We start from the raw sequence: 18,628 nt of genomic DNA, 5'->3' as shown, positions 1-18,628 counted from the left end.
AGAGGTGAAGAAAGGAGACATGTGATGCGCGGACAATTGCTCAGGCTGCTCGGCGATTTGCCGGATCAAAAGGAGATTCAGGCGAAAACTCTTAAAAAAGAAGAAAAGGATTCGTTCATTCTTGAAACGCTATTGCTAGGGTTAAACGGCATCGAGACCGTTCCGGCCTATTTTGTGAAGCCGAAACAGGCGCAAGGCAAACTGCCGGTCGTGCTCTATTGCCATTCCCACGGCGGGCGATACGAAAGGGGAAGGAAGGAGCTGATCGAAGGCGCGGAGTATTTGGAAAGGCCTCCATACGCCGAGGAGCTGACATCTCTCGGGTTTGCGGCGCTCGCCATCGACCATTGGGCTTTCGGAGACAGGCGGGGGAAAACGGAGAGCGAGATTTTTAAAGAGATGCTCTGGACCGGGCGGGTGATGTGGGGGATGATGGTGTATGACAGCATCCGGGCCCTTGATTATCTTGAGACGCGGGATGACACCGATACTGGCCGAATGGCTGCGCTCGGGATGTCAATGGGAGGTTTGATGGCCTGGTGGACGGCGGCGCTGGACGCACGCATCAGCGCATGCGTCGATATATGCAGCCAGGTTGACAGCGAAACGCTAATCAAGACGCAGAATTTGGACAGGCACAATCTGTATTCATATGTACCAGGGCTCGTAAAGCATGTTTCAACCGCACAGATTCAGAGCCTGATTGCTCCGAGGCCCCACTTGAGCCTCGTCGGAACGGCGGATAAGCTCACTCCCGTCATGGGGATTGATATCATCGAGAAATCATTGACCTCCGTGTATAAAGAAAAAAACGCGGGTGAACGCTATGAAATGTTTCGCTCCCATTCGGGGCATTTGGAAACCGCCGCAATGAGGCAGAAAGCGATCGATTTTTTGAAAACATGGCTGTGAACAGGAGGATGATTATTGGTGAAGAAGGTAACGATTGTCGGGGGAAGCGGGACGGTCGGGCGCATATTGATCCGCGGGCTGTCTGATGAAGGATACGATCTGGCGGTAATGGATGTAAAAAAGCCTGAAGAAGAGCTGCCTGCAAGGTTTATCCAGGCTGATGCACGAAACGGTGAAGGCCATCCCTGAAGACACCGATGCGCTGATCAACCTTCTCGCCGTCAAACCGACCGGCAATCTTCTTGACAAGCAAGAATTTGAAAAAATGACAGACATCTTTTTTAACGCGACGTATACGATGCTTATGGCCGCAGTGCAACGCGGCGTGCCGAAAGTCATTTTTGCAAGCAGCAACCATGTCACAGACGTTTATGAGCAAAATGGCGTGTCTTTGCTTAAAAGACCGATTCAGACGGAAGATTATCCGCTGTCAAAAAGCCTGTACGGCTTGCTGAAATTGGCCTCAGAAAACCTGGGATACCTGTTTTCGCATCATTCAGGCGCCCCGGTTTCCGTCATCAATTTGCGGATCGGCACGGCGGTCGAAAACGAAAAAGAAGCGCTGCTGACAAAGCCGAGGACGAAAAAAACGCTGCTGTCCAAGAAGGACCTCGTCGGCATATTTAAATGTGCGATTGAAGCCGATAAAACGTATGGTACATATTATGCCGTCAGCGACAATCCGGACCGGCCGTGGTCGATCACATCCGCCGTCCGCGAATTAGGGTATGAGCCGAAAGTCAATTCGGCTGACCTTTTGAAAAAAGACTGACGTATCATCTTCTAAGGCGATGATCTTTTTCTTTGTTTTCGCATTCCTGCTCACAAAATGATTATAGACGCTTCTCCCCTCCTTTTGCTACATTTTAGACACGATATCGTAATTTTTTGACAGCGCTTACAAAAAAGGAGGGGGGAAATGGCGATCAGACATTCCGCGGGAAGCCGCGTGTTTGATGTGTTGAATTACGCTTTTTTAACCGGATTCGGCCTCGTTTGCGTGCTGCCGTTTATCCATGTGATAGCCGCCTCTTTTGCAACGGTGGAAGAGGTCATTTCGAAAAAGTTCATATTGTTTCCGACCACGTTTTCATTGGATGCGTACAGGTACATTTTTTCGACTGACATCGTGTACAGAAGCTTGATCATTTCCATTCTCGTAACAGCCGTGGGAACAGCCGTCAGCATGTTCCTTTCCTCGCTGATGGCATACGGCTTGTCGAGAAAGGAACTGATGGGCAGGCGTGTGCTGATGTTTTTGGTCGTCTTTACGATGCTCTTCAGCGGCGGGATGATCCCGACGTTTCTCGTCGTGAAATCGCTCGGATTGCTTGATTCCTATTGGTCTCTGATACTTCCGGGCGCCATTAATGCTTTTAACCTGATTATTCTAAAAAACTTTTTTCAAAACATTCCGTCCAGTTTGGAAGAATCTGCGAAAATCGACGGGGGCAATGATCTGGGGATCTTTTTCCGTATCATTCTGCCCTTATCTTTGCCGGCGATTGCCACGATTTCGCTGTTTTATGCCGTCACCTATTGGAATACGTACATGCAGGCGATTCTGTATTTGAGCGATGCGACGAAATGGCCGATACAGGTTCTGCTCAGGCAGATCGTCATCGTCTCAAGCGGCATGCAGGGGGATATGACGGAAATGGGAGCAGCAGCGGCGCCGCCTGAGCAAACGATTAAAATGGCGGTGATTGTCGTCGCGACAATTCCGGTGCTGCTCGTCTATCCGTTCATTCAAAAACATTTTGCAAAAGGTGCGTTATTAGGGTCTATTAAAGGTTAAAAACGAGGGGGACAATGTATGGGGAAAAAATGGCTGATCCCGATGGCCGCGTTCGCGCTTTTAGCGGGAGGATTGTTTGGCTGTTCGAACAAAGGAGCGGAGCAGGCCTCTTCGAAGGAAGAAAAGGTCGATCCCAACTCTCCTTTGGATCTGAGCTGGATGGTGATTCTCTATCATCAGCAGCCGCCGAAGGACACGGCGATTAAAAAGATCGAAAAGCTCACAAACACAAAGCTCGATTTGATGTGGGTGCCTGACGCGGTGAAGGAAGACCGCCTGAATTCCGCGCTTGCCGCCGGCAATCTTCCGAAAGTCGTCACCATCCAGGATATCAAAAATTCATCGGTTATGAACGCCTTCAGGTCAGGCATGTTTTGGGAAGTCGGACCTTATTTGAAGGATTATCCGAATTTGAGCAAGATGAATAAGCTGATCAATAAAAATGCCTCCATTGACGGTAAACTGTACGGCATTTACAGGGAGCGCCCGTTATCAAGGCAAGGAATCGTCATCCGCAAAGACTGGCTTGACAATCTCGGCCTGAAAACGCCGCAGACGCTCGATGAGTTGTACGAGACGGCAAAGGCGTTTACTGAAAAAGATCCCGACCAAAACGGGAAAAAGGATACGATCGGGCTTGCCGACAGAAACGATTTGATCTACGGAGCGTTTAAAACATTGGGATCCTACATGGGAATGCCGACGGACTGGAAAGAAGAAAACGGCACATTTACACCCGATTTCATGACGCCGGAATATAAGGAAACGATGAAATACATGAAAAAGCTGTATGATGAAGGACTCATCAATAAAGACTTTCCGGTGACAAGCAAAACGCAGCAGCAGGAGATGTTTTCTCAGGGGAAAGCCGGGATTTACGTCGGGAATATGGTCGATGCCGTCAATTTAAGGGATCAGTCGGTTGACGACAAGATGGAGCTCGATATCATCAACCGCATCAAGGGCCCTGACGGAAAAGAGCGCGTCTGGGCATCAGGCGGGCACAACGGTATTTTTGCGTTTCCGAAAACGAGCGTGAAAAGCGAAAAAGAGCTGAAACGGATTCTGGCCTTTTTTGACAGGATCGCAGAAGAGGATGTCTACAGTCTGATGACATACGGAATCGAAGGCGTCCATTACAAAAAAGAAGACAAGGATCATTTCAAACGGATCGATGACAAGCTGAAAGATTGGCAGGCGGAAATTCAGCCGCTCGTCTCCCTTGTCGGCATTGATAAAGCATACTTAAAAAACACGGGAGATCCGCTGCGCACCAAATATGAAGAGCTGACAGAGGACAACGAAAACATCATCGTCTCCAATCCTGCTGAAAGCCTGTACTCTCCGGCTGCATCTGAAAGGGGAGATGAACTGCAAAAGATCATCGATGATGCGACATACCAATTTATCCTTGGCAAAATGGACGAAAGCCAGTTTGACAATGCGGTCGAAAAATGGCGGACAAACGGCGGAGACCAAGTGATTGAAGAATATGAAGAAGCATATAAAAAATCGGAGAAATAAATACAGGCGATCCCGGGTCTTTCCGGGACCGCCTTGTTTTATGCCGAATGGTTTTTCAGTTCGCGATACTTTCCCGGGGTGATCCCTTCGAGCTTCTTGAACGAACGAATAAAGTTTTGCGGATTTTTATATTTCAGTTTTTCAGAAATTTCTTTAACGGATAAGCCCGTTTCCGTCAGCCAGCTTTTGGCGATATGATGGCGGTACGATGATAAATATTCGCTGAATGATATCTTCATCTCTTTTCTGAAAATGCTGCTTAAATAGTTGGGATTGTAATGCAGTCTTCCCGCGATCGATTCCAGGGTCAGATCGGTGTCGAATTCCTGCTGGATGATGTGGACGATTTTCTCCGAGATGTTTTTATACTGCGATTCCTCTCTGACGCTCAACGTTTCGATCATGTTGCTGACGATTCGGGTGTTCAGCCAGCTTTCGATCTCTTCTATTGTCGTCAGCTCAAAAATGTCGTCATACAGCATATTATTGCCGTCCGGTTCAAACAGCTCGATTCCGAGAAGGTGCATGAATTCAATTAAATTGTTGAGCAGCCTGACAATCGCAATTTGGCAATGATGAGGGTTCGTATTCTCAGAACAAACCGTTTCGATTAACTGATGGAGCCGTTCAGCGGCTTTTTCCCGGTCGCACGCTTTAATCGCTTCAAACAGTTCGTTTTGGAGTTGCTTTGGAAACTGGGTCAAAAATGCTTTGTTCCTGTCAAGGTGCTCAAAAAATATGATCGCGCGTTTCCCAGATTTCAGCCTGTAAGTCAACGCTTCAAGCCCTTCCAAATAAGCGTGCTTGGACATGGAGAGGTTTGTAAAAGGCTGGCTGATCCCGATGCTGACAAATAGCCCGAGCTCCTCATGGATCTTATGCTGGATCGATTCGGCGGTACTTTTCAGCTGCTGATGAAATGTGTCAAGCGATTTGCCGCGGTTCAGCATCACGGTTGTTTGCGTCTTATCGATCACGACTGAAGGGAGACGGTTTTCCTTTGGGATCGACTGTTCGACAAGGCTGTTGATCGCAAACAGCAGGACGTCCAGGTCTTTTTTTTCGTACGGCGTATCCTTCAAGGTGTCAATTTGCAGGGCAAGGACGGAAAGGTGGCTCCAATCGTCCGAAAAGCCGAGGCCTGAAAAGCGTTCTTTCGTTTCTTCTTCAATCAATTTGCCGAGCAGAAGCCTTGTTAAAAAATATTGCTTCAGCTGTGTGACCTGTTGCTCGACCCGCTTTGCGAGGTCGTAATTTTTGTTTTTCATTTCTTTAATATTCCGCTCGATCAGCTCGAATTCGCTTTCGTGACGCTCTTTGCCCGCATCTGTTCCGGAAGCGAAGCCGGAAACGGACTCATATAAAACTTTGATCGGCTTGTAGAAATGGCGTGAGCCAAACCAGGAGAACAGTAATGAAAGCGCTAACAAAATACCACATATCGAAAACGTAAACCAGCCGATTGAGGCGGTCTGCATGTAAAGTTCAGGCATCGTCGTCATTGAAACGTATATCCAGTTGTTATAGTCTGATTTCTGGTATGTAATCTTATAGTCCGTATCGCCGATTGATACGTCAAACTGTCCGTTTTTTGAAGAAAGCTGCCTGATTTTTTGAAAGTAATCTTCATGCCGGATCGATTGCCCGATCTGTGACCGTTTTTGATGAAGGATGATGCGGCCGTTGTCATCAAGCGCCATCATGCTGTTTGTCTTCGACTTCAGGGGCATTCGTTTGACGAGTGAACACGACGGAATGCTGGCGATGGCAAGTCCTTTATGCCGCATGCTGTTTAAGGGAAGCTGTTTGACGAGATTGACGTTGTACGGGCAGTCTTCCGCACCGCCTTCCTTCGTGGCGACAAGGGCGTTGTTTTTTTCAAGCACCCAGCTTGACCGGCTTTTCAGCGAGTTGTAGAGCGAGACCATCAAAGCCTGTTTCCCCTGATCCAATTTGTACAGTCCGGAATTGTTGATATACCACTTTTTTTCCTGGCTGATCACTGTAATGTCGGATAAATCGGTGTCGAATGTCTGCAGTTTATTTAATTCCTGATTGATTTGGTTATAAAGCTGGAAGCGTTCGGGTGTGATGCTGCGGCTGAGCGTCTCGATTAAGGGATAGGAACGGACATAGTTGGTGAAGGAATGATCAACCGTTTTTAAAATATGTTCGATATTCAGCTGCATCTGTCCAACGGTTTGGAGTTTTTCATTTGTGACGTTTTGCTCGATTGTTTCAGCTGATCGCTGATAAGAAAAAAAGCCGACGATGATGACCGGGATCGTGCTGAGAATAAAAAAGAATGTCACCAGCTTATAGTAAAACCTGTATTGTCTCCTTTTCATAAATTCCCCCCTAAACTCCCCGAGATGGTTATATATAATTAATCCGACTTTTGTGTAAATTTGTCAATAATCATTTTCTAATACAGGTTTCATTTTATCAGGTCATATACGCCTCCGGGTAAGGTGCGGGCCATGTGATGAGATGATTGTAGACGAATTTTTCGATGCTGGGATAAAGTGAAAGCAAACATCGTGAAGGGAGGCCGTTTATGAAAGCTGCAGAAGCTCAGGCCGGACAAGAACCGGCCCTTGTTGCCGGAAAAGAACGAAAGGTGCGTATTTTTGCGAAGGCGTTTCAGCAAAAATATTTGTATTTGATGATTCTGCCGGGGCTGATTTATTTTCTCCTTTTTAAGTATGTGCCCATGTGGGGGATCGTCATTGCGTTTCAGGATTACCAGCCGTTTCTCGGCATAACGGGGAGCGAATGGGTCGGCTTTAAGCATTTTGAAAGGCTGTTTACGGAGCCGACTTTCTTTATGCTCTTGAAAAACACGCTGATCTTGTTTCTTCTGAACCTCGTCGTATTTTTTCCAATCCCGATTATATTGGCCCTTCTGTTGAACGAAGTCAGAATCGTGCTGTTCAAAAAGTTCGTTCAGACGCTGATTTATATTCCGCATTTTATGTCATGGGTCATCGTCGTGTCGCTTTCATTTGTCCTTTTAACGGTAGACGGGGGACTGATAAATGAAATCATCGCTTATTTCGGCGGGGAAAAAATCAATTTTTTGCTTGACGAAAACTGGTTCAGGCCGCTCTATATTCTCCAGGTGATCTGGAGGGAAGCCGGCTGGTCGACGATCATTTATTTAGCGGCGATTACGGCGGTAGACCCGCAGCTTTACGAAGCGGCGAAAATGGACGGGGCGAACCGTCTGCGGAGAATGTGGCATGTGACCCTTCCCGCGATCAGAAGCGTGATCGTGGTTCTCCTGATCCTGAAAATCGGCGATACGCTGGAGCTTGGATTTGAGCATGTGTACCTGCTATTAAACGCGACAAACCGCGAAGTGGCTGAAATTTTCGATACGTATGTGTATACGGCGGGCTTAAAGCAGGGGCAGTTCAGCTACAGCACAGCCGTCGGTTTGTTCAAGGCCGCTGTCGGACTCATTTTAGTCATATTTGCAAACAGGATGGCAAAGAAATTCGGAGAAGAAGGTATATATTAACATTTTTGATGAAAGGATTTGAATGCCATGAATCGATCTCTCATCACAAAATCGCCTCTTCACGTTGCCGAGGAAGCGGCAAACACGATAATGAAAACGTATACGAAGGATAAGCTGCCTCCCGCGGGTCGCTGGCATTATCATCAAGGCGTGTTCTTATGCGGGCTGATTCGCCTTTGGGAAGCGACAGGGAAGGAAACGTATTTTGATTATGTAAAGGATTACGTTGACTATCTCGTTGATGAACACGGCAATTTTTATTTCAGCAGAGATGAGCTTGATGCCGTTCAGGCAGGCCTTCTTTTATTTCCTTTGTATGAAGAGACCGGTGATGAACGGTACAGGAAAGCGGCGGAAAAGCTGAGGGGCCTGTTCGATACGCTGAACCGGACATCAGAAGGAGGCTTTTGGCATAAAGATAAATATCCTTATCAGATGTGGCTTGACGGTCTGTATATGGGCGGACCTTTTGCACTCAAGTATGCAAGGGTCTTCGGCGCTCCCGAGCTGTACGACTTGGTCATCCTCGAAGAAACTTTGATGAGAAAGCATACGAAAGACCGTCATACGGGATTGTATTATCATGCCTGGGACGAACGGCGCAGCACACCTTGGGCCGATCCTGAATCGGGATGCTCGCCTGAGTTTTGGGGAAGATCGATCGGCTGGTATGCGCTGGCGCTCAGCGACATGATCGAACTCCTTCCGGAAGAAAGCGGAATGAAGCGCGAATGGATCAACACGCTTCAGGAGATGGTCAAAAGCCTCGCCGATTTTCAGGATGAAGCAACGGGGTTATGGTACCAGGTCGTTGACAAGGGAGAGCTGGCAGACAATTGGCTGGAAAGCTCCTGTTCGTGTCTCTATGCATATGCGATGGCAAAAGGGGTCCGCATGGGCTACATCGATCAATCGTATATGGAACGGGCCGTGAAGGCGTATAAAGGGCTCTTGGAGAAAAAAATCGAGATCAGGCCAGAAGGTTTGTTTTTGAAAGATATATGCGTCGGGACTTCCGCGGGAACATACGAGTATTATGTCAGCCGCGAAAAAAGCGTCAATGATCTGCACGGAGTGGGCGCTCTCATTATGGCGCTGGCAGAGCTTGAAAAAAGCGGCCGCTTTCAGGAAGAGGGAGACAAGTGAAAAGGCGGTTTTGCCGATGATTCTCACCGCGGTGATGCTTTTTTTGTCAGCGTGCGGCAAAGCGGATTCTGAAAAGACAGACGTGTTTATGTTTTCGGATGCGTCTTCAGACATCAAAGAGAAGATTAAAAAGGCAGCCGGGAAAAAGGGGATAAATGTCACGTTTTTCCCGGCCTCTCCAGAAAAACTGCTCGTCGAAATTGCGGCAAAGGAAGGAGATCTGTTTGTCGTTCCCGAAGACATGTTTAAACCGTTTTTTGATCCGGAAGGGCTCCGTCCGCTCGGCTCTGATCCTGAAGGAGAGGGGCCGTATACATCAGACGGACAAAAGGTCTATGCAGCCGTCATCAAAAAAGGGGAAAAGCAGCTGAACGGCTATTCGTTTCAGCTGAATACGGATATGGCTGCCTTTATCCCGATTTATGCGAAGAAAACCGATGAAGCGCTTGAACTGATCGAGGGGCTTCTAGGTCAATGAACAGAGGTGTCAATTGCCGATGAAAAAGTATGTGATTTGCGGCTTGAGCGGCCGCGCAATCAACATGTTTATCGAGCCGCTTGTAAGGGAATACAGCCGCGGGCACCGGATCGCGGCACTCCTGGACGACGATCCGCTCAGGGAAGCCGTCTGCAAAGAGCGCTTTCCCGAGCTCCGTTCGGTTCCGTTTTTCAGGGCGGAAGCATTCAGCGACATGATCGAAAAGGTTGATCCCGACACTGTGATCGTGGCGAGCCGCGATGACACGCATGTCCGCTACATTTTGGGCGCTTTGCAATCAAACAAAGACGTTATAACGGAAAAGCCGATGGTGACAACGGTAAAAGACGCTGCAGTCGTAATAGCCGCCGAAGCTGAAAGCGAAGGAACGGTGACGGTCACCTTTAATTACCGGTACAATCCGTATCACCGCAAAATTAAAGAGATGATCCTCGAAGGAAAGCTCGGCAGAATCACGTCCGTCGATTTGAACTGGTATATTGATACGTATCACGGAGCCAGCTATTTTAAGCGCTGGAACAGGATGAGAAAGTATTCCGGAGGGCTCAGTGTCCATAAGTCGACTCACCATTTTGATCTTGTCAATTGGTGGCTTGATCAAAAGCCCGAGGAAGTCTTTGCTTACGGCGGATTGTATTATTACGGGCCTGACGGTGAAATGAACCCTGAAAAAGGCGAAAACCGCTATTGCGGTACGTGCCGCGTCAAACAGGCATGCCGCTATTTTATGAGGTGGGAAACGGGAGATGCGGAAGACGACCATATCCGGTCAGACGAACATCAGCATCTGCTGTACACCAACTACAGGCCCGACGCCTGCATTTTTGACGAGGAAATCGATATTGAAGACACCTATGCGGCCGTTTTGAAATATGACGGCGGCGCCCTATTAAACTACTCCGTCCATTTTTCCGCTCCGTATGAAGGCTACCGCCTCGCGATAAACGGTACGAAAGGAAGGCTGGAAACGACGGAATATCATGCACCCGGAAGAATTCCTTTCGAGGTGCCCGAACAGACGATCGAGTATTTTCCGCTGTTTGAGTCAAAGGAAACGATCCGTGTCGTCCGTCAGCCGGGCGGACACGGCGGAGGGGACCCCCTGCTGCTCAGGGAGCTCTTTAGCGGCAAAGATCCTTTCAGGGAGTATGACATTCTGGCCGGAAGTGAAGCAGGGGCTTATTCGATCGCAGCCGGGGAAGGAATGTGGCGTTCGATCAAGGAAAACAGGCCGATCGGGATCGAAGAGCTTCTTCATTCCCGGCAACACACCTGAAAGGGGGCCGTGTGAGTGGAACAAAATAATTCCCTGGGGAGAGTAATGAGCTTTTGCGAATGGGTGGTGAGATTTGCCTATACGAATGTGCTGTGGTTTATGTTTACGCTTCTCGGCTTTGGCCTGCTTGGATTTATGCCGGCGACCACCGCTTTATTTTCCGTCATGAGAAAGTGGATTATGGGCCATACGGACATTCCGGTTTTCAAAACGTTTTGGCGGGCGTACCGCGGGGAATTTTTCCGCTCCAATGCGATCGGCCTCATTTTGGCGGCGGCGGGAATGGTTATTTATGTTGATCTGGCCTTCATTTATCCTGAAAATGCCTTCCTGCACATCCTCCGTTTTGTCATCATGACGTTCGGCTTTTTGTTTTTCATTATGCTGTTTTATCTGTTTCCGCTCCTTGCCCATTTCGACTGGAAAAAACGGATGTATCTCAAATTTTCGCTCATCCTCGGGGTGTCGTATTTGCAGTATACATTAACGATGATGGCTGTATGCGCCGCGCTTTACGTCGCGTTTAGCTATCTGCCGGGAATCGTTCCTTTTTTCAGTGTCAGTCTGTTAAGCTATACGGTCATGTGGCTTGCCTACCAAGTATTGAGGAAAGCGGGAGCAGCCGAGCCGGACCCTGCTGAAATCTGATGCTTGCACCTTAGAGATGAAAGGAGTCGATTGTTCGTGGGCAAAGAAAACGATGAAAGGTATCTGCATTGGATCGATCATGTCGTGAAAGACAGCCTTGGAAAAGATGGGATACAGTCGCTTCCGGGATTCGGAAAGCCGTTGAAAAAAGAGGCTCTCCAAGGGGACGCCCTTTCCAGCACCCTGAAAAACGCCCGTTACCTTCCGGAGTGGCTCCGGCTTCAAAAAGAAATCAAACAAGAAATCGAAAATGCGATCAAATCCGGGAACCGGGAAGAAAAGGTCGGCTCGATCAACCGAAAAATCAAACGATACAACCTCTCCTGCCCAAGTCAATTCCAGAAAAGCCTTGTAACAGCAGAAAGCCTCGAGAATCAGCTTGAAGCCTGGAGCTGACCGCTTGTAAAATACCGTAAATTTGATAATGATAAAATAATTGCCAATAACAATCGTTTTTTGTAAAATAGAATCATGAAGAAAAAGGAAATAAAGGCATATATTGTTTTTGAACATAAGAAAGGATGAAAAGTGAGTGGAAACGAAAACGGCATACGAAAAGCGGCCGGGCTCATGAACCAATGGTATACCATGATCAAACGCCACGAAGCACTGCAAGCGGTCTCGTTAAAATACGAGATTGAGAATCTGCTTGCAAACATGGAAACACGCGGAGACCTGTTGCTTTATTTTCACCTCTTGGATTACCGCCACAAGCTGATGACAGAGCAATTCGCAGAATCCGCTAAGGCGTTCAGGGAGATTCAAAAGCAAAAGGAAGCGGTCAAATACGCGGATGACCTCATTCAATATTACTTTTTCTTTTTTTCCGGCATGTACGAATTCTATGAAAAAAATTATCTTGAGGCGATCAGCTTCTATAAAAAAGCGGAAAGCAAATTATACAAAGTGACCGATGAAATAGAAAAAGGAGAATTCCATTATAAAATCGCGATCGCGTACTATCAGGTGGACGATCATTTCCGTTCCATGAACCATGCCGAGAAAGCCCTTTCCGTTTTCGGCAGGCGGGATGAATACATAGACAAGGCCATCGGGTGTTACATGATTCTCGGGTCCATCCAGTTTGACCTGTTCCGTATCAAGGAAGCGGAAGAACATTACAGACGGGCGTTGGAAAAGGCCGCTTCTTGCCATCATCACAGGGTTGTCGGGCTCATTTTTCATAACATGGGGGTGAACTACGCCAATCGAAACATGCCGCTTTTGGCAGAGGAACATTTCAGAAAGGCGCTTGCCATCAAGGTTCATGAACAATCGATTTTTGGGATCAACACCTTTTTCGAACTGGCCCGCAACCTGTATAAGCAAGGCTACGGCGAAGAAGCGAGGCAGCTTTGCAAGGAGGGTTTTTCAAGGGCGGCGGAATACGGAGAGGAAGAGTACACGGCGAAGTTCAGGCTCATCTTTGCTTTATACGACGGTGGACACCCGCTTGACATCGATTTTGCGCTTGAATATTTGACAAATAAAAAGCTGTGGACGCATGTCGCCGAATTGACGAATGACATTGCCGATTACTACATGAGGCTTGGTAATAAAGAAAAAAGCGCTTATTATCTCGAACAATCGCGCGATGCCAAACATCAAATATGCAAGATGAAGGAGGAACTCATATGAAAAAAGCTGTTTGTTTTTCAGCTGTCATGCTTGCCTGCCTGATTGCGGGCGGATCCTTGGCGTGGGCTTCCCCGCAAAACGAGACGTTTAACATATCGGGAAAGTCGGTGTTTCCTGATAAAGGGACACAGCAGGCGACGTCTTAAATAGCATTCGCTCCCTGAATTTTGCTATAATAATCACACCTCTACAACCAAGGGAGCTGGAAGTATGACAGTAAAAGAGATCACACCGGACGAATTAAAAGAAAAGCTTTCAAAAGGAGAAACGCTTTATATCGTCGACGTCAGAGAGGATGAAGAGGTAGCTGAAGGCATGATACCGGAAGCCGTCCATATGAAGATGGGCGACATTCCCGATAAGCTCGATTTCTTTCAAAAAGACGTGCCGTATATCTTTGTCTGCCGGTCCGGAAAGCGCAGCGAAAACGTCTGTCTCTATCTCATGGATAAAGGATTTGACGTGACAAATATGGTCGGCGGCATGCTCGAATGGACGGGTGACACGAAGCCGAAAACAAAATAAGGGGAAAAACTTCTTATCGCAAAGAGATAAGGAGTTTTTCTTTTTTTATTCAAACAATTGATAGAAATTAGTCAAAAAACAAGGTGAAAATAGGTCGCATTTTACATATTTTGATATGTTTTTATAAAAAAAATTATTGTAAAGTAGCTTTTGAAAGGATTGTAAAAATGATCGGTGATTTTGATAGGGAGGTGTTTCGAGATTTAATCGGGGTATTTCTGACGGATTAAGTAAAATATCAAGCAAACATCGTAATACGGAGTGATAAAAAAATGGCAATGATTGAGCAAGCACACACTTCACAAGCACCATCCGAGATCAGATGGCCCCCATTGCTATTGACGGTGATGATCGGTGCCGGCATTTGGCTGATCGGACCCCCGGCGGGGATCGAGCCGAGGGCATGGCATTTATTAGCGATATTCGTCGCGACAATCGTAGGCTTTATCAGCAAACCGCTTCCGATGGGATCGCTGTCGATCATCAGCATGATGCTTTTGATCGTCACCGGGACATTAAAGACACAGGAGGCGCTCGCCGGATTCAGCAATACGACGATTTGGCTGATCGTCGCTGCATTCTTTATCTCCCGCGGATTTATTAAAACAGGTCTGGGAACGCGGATTGCCTATTTATTTGTTAGACTGTTCGGAAAGAAAACGCTCGGCCTTTCGTATTCGCTGATTTTATGCGATTTGATTTTGGCCCCTGCAACGCCGAGCAATACGGCCCGGGCCGGCGGAATCGTGTTTCCGATCGTCCGCTCTTTGGCCGAAGCTTACGGTTCGCGTCCGGGCGACGGGACGGAACGAAAGGCGGGGGCATTTTTAACGCTGACATCCTTTCAGGGAAACATGATCACCTCAGCGATGTTTATGACGGCAATGGCTGCAAACCCTCTTGCCGTATCCTTCGCAAAAGCGGCAGGAGTCGACATCACATGGGGCGGCTGGCTGTTGGCGGCTTTAGTCCCGGGTTTGATCAGCCTGATCGTCATTCCGCTGTTTATCTACAAGGTTTATGGTCCCGAAATCAAAGAAACGCCCGGAGCCAGACAGATGGCCATTGATAAATTAAAAGAGCTCGGTCCTGTCAAACGCTCAGAAAAATACATGATTTTCGTATTTATCGTGATTTTACTATTGTGGATTTTCGGCGAGAAGGTCGGGATCGATGCCACCGCAACTGCGCTGATCGGCCTATCTTTATTGCTCGTCACAAGCGTTTTAAGCTGGGATGATATTAAAAATGAAAAGGCGGCATGGGACACGCTGATTTGGTTTGCCGCACTCGTGATGATGGCGACTCAGCTCAATGAATTAGGGCTGATTCCTTGGGTTTCAAATAAGATCAGCCAGTCTGTCGGCGGGATGTCCTGGATCACGGCATTGATCGTGTTGGGCGCCGGTTATTACTATGTCCACTATTTCTTTGCCAGTTCAACAGCGCATGTCAGCGCCATGTATCCGGCATTTTTGGCCGTAGCGATCCATGCAGGGGCACCGGCCATGTTAGCCGCGCTTCTTCTTGGCTTTTTCGGCAATTTATTCGGTTCAACGACGCATTATGGAGCAGGTCCTGCACCGGTATTGTTCGGTTCCGGCTATGTCACGCAGGCCAAATGGTGGTCCATCGGCTTTTTCGTTTCCATTTTGCATATGATCATCTGGTTTGGGACAGGCATGATCTGGTGGAAGCTGCTCGGTTTCTATTAAGACAAGCAAATTCGGATTAGGTCAGGCAGTATGAAACAGAAGATTAACGGCACATGCAGAAACATGATCAAATGCGCCATACCGGCATATCAACGCATGCAACATCTCACTGAGCGAGAAAAGATCAAATCTCCCCGGCATCGGTTCGGGGAGATTTCTTTTTCATTCATAACTTCTGCACTTCGCGAATACCTTTCATATAGAAAGGAGAGAGCGTATGCTGAAGGTTGCCGTATTTGATGAAGAACACGAAAAAGATTTGCAGTACGAAATCAACGAGTTTTTAAAAAAGCTGTCAGAAGACCAGCTGATCGATATAAAATATAACGTATCCGCTGCATGCGATCCCCAGGGCGAACAGCTTTACTGTTTTTCGGCGTTGATTTTATATAGAAAGTAAGCCGGAGAAGAGACTTAGTTCAGACGAAAACATCCAACATCATCGTAAACGCAAGACCTGATACCGCAGTGATGGTGGAAAGCACCGTATACGTTCCGAAGGCTTCCTTTAACGTCATGCCGAGTGATTCCTTTACCATCCAGAAGCCTGCGTCATTGACGTGGGAAGCGATGGCGCTTCCTGCTCCTGTCGCCAGTGCGACAAGCTCGAGATTCACATCAGGCATAGAGGCAAGGGACGGGATGACGAGACCGGCTGTCGTCAGAGTTGCCACCGTTCCGGAGCCAAGGCAGATGCGCAGGATGGCCGCCACCATCCAGGCGAAGAATACCGGTGACATCGATGTTCCGGAAAAAATGGATGCTACATAATCTCCTACACCGCCGTCGATGAGAACCTGCTTTAAGGCACCGCCGCCGCCGATGATCAAAAGCAGCATCCCGAGGGCATTGATGGCAGAACCGCAGGAATCCATCAGTTTTTGAATCGGGACCTTTCTTCTGATTCCCATTGTGTAAACCGCTACCAGCAGCGAGATGACCATCGCGGTCGATGAATTGCCTACAAAGCGGATGATATCAATAAACAGATTGTCTGAGAATTTCAGTTCTGCCTGGAGGATATCGACAGCGGCACCGAGTGCCATCAGAATAACCGGGAACAGGGCAGTGAAGACGCTGACCGCGAATCCGGGCATTTCTTCTTCCTTGAATGTTTTCGCAATCCCGAAGGATTCGCTGCCTTCCCGCGTCCAGGCAGAAGGGACGATGCGTTTCGCAAGCTTGGGATACAGGATTCCCGACAGGATCACCGTCGGAATCGCGACGATGATACCATAAATAAGGACAAGCCCTATATTCGCTCCGTACTCCGCAGCAACTGCTGTCGGACCCGGGTGGGGCGGAAGGAAGGCATGCGTTGCGAGTGCGGCAGAGACCATCGGCAACCCAAGATGTACGATGGAGACCCTGAGCTCCTTTGCGATCGAGAAGATGATCGGAATCAGCAGGACGATGGTTACTTCGAGAAACAGCGCAATCCCGACGATGAAAGAGGCGAATAAAACGGCCCACTGGATGCGCTTTTCGCCGAAGCGGTCAATCAGCGTGGTAGCGATGCGGTTTGCCCCGCCGGCGTCGGCAATGAGACGGCCCAGCATGGCGCCCATCCCGAAGATCAGCCCGATATGGCCCAGCGTTCCGCCTAAACCGTTTTCAATGGAGCCTACAACGTCTGACATCGGTATGCCCAAAAGCAGCGCCACGATAAAGGAGACAATGATCAAGGAAACGAATGTATTGAGCTTGAATCTCATGATCAAGATGAGCAACAAGAGTACACCTAAAGCGATGATGAGTAATGGCATTTGTTTTTCCCCCTAAAGTCTATTTTTGTAAGCGGTTACAAATAAGGTCTTTAGAAAGGAAGGATTCAGAATCCTTCCCTTCCGGCGTATGCAATGTTTACAGGCTGTTTGGCGAGAAGTTCGGCGCGTACTGTGCTGCAACCTTGATGCATTCTTCCATGCTGGTGCTTTCTGCGATGTTTTTGCCAGCAATATCGAATGCGGTACCGTGGTCGACGGAGGTACGCAAGAACGGCAGACCGTTCGTGATGGAAATCGTCCGGTGAAAGTCCGTCATTTTTGCAGCGATATGTCCCTGGTCATGGTATAACGATAGAACCGCATCGTATTTGCCGTTCAGTGCCTGGTAGAAGACCGAGTCCGCCGGCACCGGACCGACCGCGTCTATACCATCTTTCACCGCGAGCTCAATGCCCGGCTTGATTTGCTCGATTTCCTCCCGGCCGAACAAGCCGCCTTCCCCGCTATGCGGATTCAAGCCTGCCACCGCGAATTTGCCTTTCTTAACTCCAAGGCGCTGCAATGCCCGATCACAACGAATCAAGTAATCATGTACTCTTTCTTTTGTCATTTGATCAATGGCATTCTTCAATGACAGGTGGCGGGTGAGGAAGAAGATGCGCATGCCGTTCACCTCGAACATCGTAAGCGGATCGTCTGAACCGGCCAAATCCTCCAGCATTTCGGTATGCCCGATATACGGCACTTTAGCGGCTTTCAACGATTCCTTATTGATTGGGGTCGTCGCCAGTGCTTTAACTTCTCCAGACATGGCAAGCTCCACGGATTTTTTAATATATTCGAATGCGCCCCGTCCGCATTGGGCAGAAACCTGTCCGTATTCAAGTTTATCGATATCGATATTCGCCAAATTGATCACATCGACGGTACCGAATTCGTATTTTCCTTCTGCAGGCGCTGAAACTTCGTTTACTTGCAGATCCGCTTTCACGATCTCGATCGCTTTTTTGATGACCTCTGTATCACCGATCACAAGCGGTTTGCATACATCGTAGATTTCCTTCTTCGTTAAAGATTTCATCGTGATTTCCGGGCCGATTCCTGCCGGGTCTCCCATCGGAATTGCAATAATTGCTCGTTCTGCCATGTTAGATTCCTCCTTAAAATGTTGCTTCAAGATATTTCACGCTTGTGTAAATTGCTTTCGTACCGCCTGCCGTACCGCCTTTTGTAACGATCGGAATACCATCCAGGTAGCCTCCGATGAATTTTCCGTAGGCGACTAGCGGCAGGATTTCGTCGATCAATTGGATGCCTTCCGCTCTTGAGATCGAGCAGAGGGAAGCGGTTACATCTCCGCCGCTTGTAAAACAGCCGCCAATGTCAAACCGGCTGTTTTGGATCACAAGCCTTGTCATCTTGCCCAGGCCGTCGGCGATGCGCTTTGCCAATGCATCCTGGCTTACATGCTCCTTGTCTGCGAGCGTTTTCAAATCAAGGATTTCTGATTTAAGCGAATCGGTTGTGATCAAAAGAATGTCCTGCTTTTTCATCTCTTCTGCCGCTCTTTTGATGACACGGTCTACTTCTTGGTCCCACGTTTCGTCCATTGTCGCAAGCTTTTTGGCATCCACATAGACAGGGCGGAGATTCGTATTATCGATCAAATATTGCAGCTGCTTGGAGCTGTTGGATGT

The 18,628-nt window shown here is 48.1% G+C and carries 18 protein-coding genes and 1 pseudogene; 15 read left to right on the top strand and 4 right to left on the bottom strand.

Annotated elements, in window-relative coordinates; all coding sequences use genetic code 11:
- Positions 1 to 24 precede the first annotated feature (24 nt).
- The 4 genes and pseudogenes from V7126_RS14870 (at position 25) to V7126_RS14855 (ending at position 4,234) form a co-directional block, all read left to right on the top strand.
- Entirely contained in the window at positions 25 to 912 is an 888-nt protein-coding gene (locus tag V7126_RS14870; protein WP_046129319.1) for a dienelactone hydrolase family protein, read from the top strand.
- Positions 913 to 930: 18 nt separating this feature from the next.
- Positions 931 to 1,684, top strand: a pseudogene (locus tag V7126_RS14865) (NAD-dependent epimerase/dehydratase family protein).
- Positions 1,685 to 1,831: 147 nt separating this feature from the next.
- Positions 1,832 to 2,710 (top strand): carbohydrate ABC transporter permease, encoded by an 879-nt coding sequence (locus V7126_RS14860; protein WP_046129318.1) that lies wholly within the window; start codon positions 1,832 to 1,834, stop codon positions 2,708 to 2,710.
- Between the two features lie 18 nt (positions 2,711 to 2,728).
- Positions 2,729 to 4,234 carry an extracellular solute-binding protein gene (locus tag V7126_RS14855; protein WP_046129317.1) on the top strand — a complete coding sequence of 502 codons (1,506 nt, stop codon included), beginning with the start codon at positions 2,729 to 2,731 and terminating at the stop codon, positions 4,232 to 4,234.
- Positions 4,235 to 4,272: 38 nt separating this feature from the next.
- On the opposite strand, the gene V7126_RS14850 is transcribed toward V7126_RS14855, so the two are convergent.
- The gene (locus tag V7126_RS14850; RefSeq protein ID WP_046129316.1) at positions 4,273 to 6,582 is read right to left on the bottom strand and encodes a helix-turn-helix domain-containing protein; all 2,310 of its coding nucleotides are present in this window, start codon (positions 6,580 to 6,582) and stop codon (positions 4,273 to 4,275) included.
- Positions 6,583 to 6,791: 209 nt separating this feature from the next.
- On the opposite strand from V7126_RS14850, the gene V7126_RS14845 reads away from it, so the two are divergent.
- The 11 genes from V7126_RS14845 (at position 6,792) to V7126_RS14795 (ending at position 15,604) form a co-directional block, all read left to right on the top strand.
- Positions 6,792 to 7,757: an ABC transporter permease gene (locus V7126_RS14845; protein ID WP_046129315.1), complete on the top strand. Its 966-nt coding sequence runs from the start codon at positions 6,792 to 6,794 to the stop codon at positions 7,755 to 7,757.
- A 27-nt stretch (positions 7,758 to 7,784) separates the two neighbouring features.
- Positions 7,785 to 8,903: a glycoside hydrolase family 88/105 protein gene (locus V7126_RS14840; protein WP_065894765.1), complete on the top strand. Its 1,119-nt coding sequence runs from the start codon at positions 7,785 to 7,787 to the stop codon at positions 8,901 to 8,903.
- Between the two features lie 16 nt (positions 8,904 to 8,919).
- Entirely contained in the window at positions 8,920 to 9,381 is a 462-nt protein-coding gene (locus tag V7126_RS14835) for a lipoprotein YteS (protein ID WP_099047068.1), read from the top strand.
- 19 nt (positions 9,382 to 9,400) lie between these two features.
- On the top strand, positions 9,401 to 10,678 hold the full coding sequence (locus V7126_RS14830) for a Gfo/Idh/MocA family protein (RefSeq protein ID WP_046129313.1): 1,278 nt from the start codon (positions 9,401 to 9,403) through the stop codon (positions 10,676 to 10,678).
- Positions 10,679 to 10,693: 15 nt separating this feature from the next.
- Positions 10,694 to 11,326 (top strand): YesL family protein, encoded by a 633-nt coding sequence (locus V7126_RS14825; protein WP_046129312.1) that lies wholly within the window; start codon positions 10,694 to 10,696, stop codon positions 11,324 to 11,326.
- A 36-nt stretch (positions 11,327 to 11,362) separates the two neighbouring features.
- A complete protein-coding gene (locus V7126_RS14820) occupies positions 11,363 to 11,722 on the top strand; it encodes a DnaJ family domain-containing protein (protein ID WP_046129311.1) in 360 nt (119 codons plus the stop codon).
- Positions 11,723 to 11,854: 132 nt separating this feature from the next.
- A complete protein-coding gene (locus V7126_RS14815) occupies positions 11,855 to 12,964 on the top strand; it encodes a hypothetical protein (protein WP_335497686.1) in 1,110 nt (369 codons plus the stop codon).
- On the top strand, positions 12,961 to 13,110 hold the full coding sequence (locus tag V7126_RS14810) for a hypothetical protein (RefSeq protein WP_164918172.1): 150 nt from the start codon (positions 12,961 to 12,963) through the stop codon (positions 13,108 to 13,110). The genes V7126_RS14815 and V7126_RS14810 overlap by 4 nt, the downstream gene beginning before the upstream one ends.
- Positions 13,111 to 13,174: 64 nt before the next feature.
- Positions 13,175 to 13,489 carry a rhodanese-like domain-containing protein gene (locus tag V7126_RS14805; RefSeq protein WP_046129309.1) on the top strand — a complete coding sequence of 105 codons (315 nt, stop codon included), beginning with the start codon at positions 13,175 to 13,177 and terminating at the stop codon, positions 13,487 to 13,489.
- Positions 13,490 to 13,761: 272 nt separating this feature from the next.
- Entirely contained in the window at positions 13,762 to 15,204 is a 1,443-nt protein-coding gene (locus V7126_RS14800) for an anion permease (protein ID WP_046129308.1), read from the top strand.
- A gap of 217 nt (positions 15,205 to 15,421) precedes the next feature.
- A complete protein-coding gene (locus V7126_RS14795) occupies positions 15,422 to 15,604 on the top strand; it encodes a sporulation protein Cse60 (RefSeq protein WP_046129307.1) in 183 nt (60 codons plus the stop codon).
- A gap of 19 nt (positions 15,605 to 15,623) precedes the next feature.
- Here V7126_RS14795 and V7126_RS14790 read toward each other — a convergent pair whose 3' ends face one another.
- From V7126_RS14790 to V7126_RS14780, 3 genes are all read right to left on the bottom strand, one after another.
- A complete protein-coding gene (locus tag V7126_RS14790) occupies positions 15,624 to 16,970 on the bottom strand; it encodes a gluconate:H+ symporter (protein ID WP_046129306.1) in 1,347 nt (448 codons plus the stop codon).
- 97 nt (positions 16,971 to 17,067) lie between these two features.
- Positions 17,068 to 18,078 carry a 4-hydroxythreonine-4-phosphate dehydrogenase PdxA gene (pdxA, locus tag V7126_RS14785; RefSeq protein WP_046129305.1) on the bottom strand — a complete coding sequence of 337 codons (1,011 nt, stop codon included), beginning with the start codon at positions 18,076 to 18,078 and terminating at the stop codon, positions 17,068 to 17,070.
- A 13-nt stretch (positions 18,079 to 18,091) separates the two neighbouring features.
- A partial coding sequence (locus tag V7126_RS14780; RefSeq protein WP_335497685.1) for a nucleotide-binding domain containing protein occupies positions 18,092 to 18,628 on the bottom strand: 537 nt, incomplete at its 5' end.

This window comes from Bacillus sp. JJ675 (assembly GCF_036963165.1).
Lineage (GTDB): Bacteria > Bacillota > Bacilli > Bacillales > Bacillaceae > Bacillus > Bacillus glycinifermentans.
This window is presented reverse-complemented; position numbering and strand designations above follow the sequence as displayed.